The sequence below is a fragment of the Bradyrhizobium sp. genome, assembly GCF_019242285.1.
In the GTDB taxonomy this organism is placed as follows: Bacteria; Pseudomonadota; Alphaproteobacteria; order Rhizobiales; family Xanthobacteraceae; genus Bradyrhizobium.
Genome location: NZ_JAFAVV010000387.1, coordinates 1 through 2,875, shown reverse-complemented (window position 1 = coordinate 2,875; position 2,875 = coordinate 1). Strand labels below are relative to the sequence as shown.

Annotated in this window: 2 protein-coding genes and 1 pseudogene; all 3 read left to right on the top strand. The window is 61.4% G+C overall.

Annotated features, from left to right (window positions below; all coding sequences use genetic code 11):
• A pseudogene (locus JOY90_RS14970) lies at positions 1-278 on the top strand (hypothetical protein); the annotation flags it as partial.
• A gap of 359 nt (positions 279-637) precedes the next feature.
• Positions 638-1,087, top strand: a complete 450-nt coding sequence (locus JOY90_RS14965; protein ID WP_291691894.1) for a response regulator — start codon at positions 638-640, stop codon at positions 1,085-1,087.
• A gap of 149 nt (positions 1,088-1,236) precedes the next feature.
• Positions 1,237-2,875: histidine kinase dimerization/phospho-acceptor domain-containing protein (locus tag JOY90_RS14960; RefSeq protein ID WP_291691893.1), on the top strand; the 1,639-nt coding region annotated here is incomplete at its 3' end.

Here is a 2,875-nt window from a genome sequence, read left to right as displayed (position 1 = left end):
CGGCGGCGGAGTTCCTGCAAAGCTGGACGCCAAGCTGCCTGATCGTCGAGGATGAACTTCCCGATATCGCCGGACTGGAGCTGATCGATCAGATCAGGAAACGTGGCCTGACCGCGCCCGCCGTGCTGATGACCAACAGTGTCGATGCAGAGACGCGCGAACAGGCGAAAGGTCAGGGCACCATACTGGTCGACTCGCTCGACCCCAAGAAACTCATCGCTGTGGTGCGTGCGGCGCTCGATGGCGGTGCCGGCGAGGACGGTTCCTCGGGAAGCTGAACTGGGGAGCCTCGCTGTGCGCACTAAGTAGAACTACGTACGCACACTCCTTATGAAACGCGGCCGGTGCGTAGAAACTCTTAGCAGAAAACCGGATTTTGCACTGAGACGAAACAAACGAAAATCAGACTTGGGTGGATCGCTGACAGCGCCGCTACGAACCAGATGAGATCCTCGGCATGGCGAACAGTGCGGTTGCTTCAGTCCTCCAGGCTCGACAAAGCGACAGGCGGTTGTATTTGCCCGGAACGTTGCCTCGATCAGTATCAAGAAACAGCACGTGAACTCGCCGCACCGGCCTGTCAGCGGCGGCGGTCACTAACCTTGAATGCGAAGAACCAGAAAGGCTCGTTAGCAGCATGACCCACATCCTTTTCATCGATGATGACACAGCGATCCGGGATGCGGTCGAGCTGTTGCTGACGACGTCAGGGTTCACCGTCGCAATGGCCGAGAACGGCCGCGCCGGCCTCGCCTTGTATCAGTCGTGCAAACCAGACCTTATCGTTACCGACGTTTTGATGCCGGACATGGAGGGGATCGAGACGATCATCCACCTGCGCAAGCTCGACCCCGCGGTGCCGATTGTCGCCATCTCCGGCGGATGGAAGTCCGACCGCACCGGCGGGCTCGGCCCGCTCGATCTCGCGCGCATGATCGGCGCAACCATCACGCTCCCCAAGCCTTTCAGCGGCGAAGACTTTCTGGGCGCGGTCCAATACTGCGGCTCTCATGTCGACAGCAAAGCTTCGTCCGACGCCCACAATAAAGACGCCGCCGGCTTAGGCACTGGGGAGCCCGGTCCGTGACGCAGAGTGACCCGCCGGACCACTTACCCTTGCGCCCCGATACAAGCAGCACCGCCCTCACCCGCCCGCCTACCTTCCTGACCCGCCTGTTCCCCAGCTTAGGGGCTCGCCTCGCTTCCGTCTCCCGAGACGGCAACCCTGTCCGTGTCTTGCGGAAGACCGCCGCCGCCTATGCCGGCCTCGCGCCGCATTTGCGGATCAGCGGCCAGGCAATCGGGGCACTGATCATCGGACTGTGGATGGTGGTCGGCGCCGAACTCGTCAATTCACGCCAAGCCGCCTTCGACAACCGCTCGGCCGAGGCACTCAATTTCGCGCGCGCCTTCCGCGAGCAGGCCGATTACGTCCTGCGCGGCGTCGAAGGCCGAATGATGGGGCTCGAAGACAGGATCAGGGACTCGAACGGGCATTTCGATCTGTTTCAGTGGGGTAGAGAAAACATTCTGGTGGTGCCCGGTGTCGCCGAAGCTGCGTTTATCGGAGCCGACGGCCGGTTGCGCTCGACCACGGTACAGGCCACGGCGGGCGGAACAGACCTGCGGGACAGAGAGCATTTCAGCATCCATGTCGACGGCCGCGATGAAGGGCTCTATGTCGGCCCGACCGTGATCGGCCGCCTTTCAAGCCAGCCCGTCATTCCGGTCTCCCGGCGTGTTGACGCGGCGGACGGCACCTTTCTCGGGGTGCTTGTGGTACTGGTCCAGCCCGACGGGCTGATGGCGATGCGCAAATCGGTTGATCTCGGTCCGCATGGCGTGGTGCGGCTCGTCGGCCTCGATCTCCGCATCCGCGCCAGCTACAGCCTCGAACATTCAGGTGGCGATTGGGGCCGCGGCACGTCAGTTGCAGAGAACCAGCTGCCGAGCGTCATCGATGTCGGGGCGGCAGGCACCTACAAGCGCGCCAGTTTGTTGGATGGCCTGTCACGGATCACCGCTTACGCTCGCGTCGGCTCCTACCCTTTGTTCGTCACCGTTGGACTGGAGCAAAGTCGGGAACTCGCGGAGGCCGACTCGCATGCCATGATCATCGTCTTATTCGCGATTGGCGCCACGCTGCTCCTGATCGGATTTCTCGTTTACCTGGTTCGGGATGGGCTGCGACGCATCGCATATGAGGCCAAACTAGCTGACGAGCGCACCCGGCTCGAGGTGGTCAATCTCGATCTGGCGGAGAGCAAGGCGCGAGCCGAGGCCGCCAATCGCGCCAAGTCGGTCTTTCTGGCCAATATGAGCCACGAGCTTAGAACGCCGCTCAACGCGATCATCGGTTATTCCGAACTCATCAGAGACCAGACGTTCGGGCCCGATGCGAAACCCCGCTATATCGAGTATGCCGGATACGTCAACAGCTCCGGACAGCATCTGCTCAAGGTCATCACTCAGGTGCTCGATACGGCACGCATCGAAACCGAAACCCTCAATCTTGGTGGTAATGCGTTGGTTGATCTGCGCGACATCGTGCAGCGAGCGCTCGAACCGTTCCAGCAGATTGTCACCGACAAGCATCTTCAGGTTATCTTCAAATTCAAATCGGTTATTCCGGTCATCGCCGATCCTGCGCGGTTGGGCCAGGTATTCACCAATCTATTCTCGAACGCCGTCAAGTTCACACCGGCCGGCGGGCGTATCACGGTCGAGGCCAAACGCGATCCCGTCACCGGGGTAACCTGCACGATCAGCGACACCGGCATGGGCATGTCAGCCGAGGAGGTCGCGATCGCCACCGCTGCCTTCTCTCAGGCCGAGGAAGCCTACGCACGATCGAACCAGGGTACCGGGCTCGGGC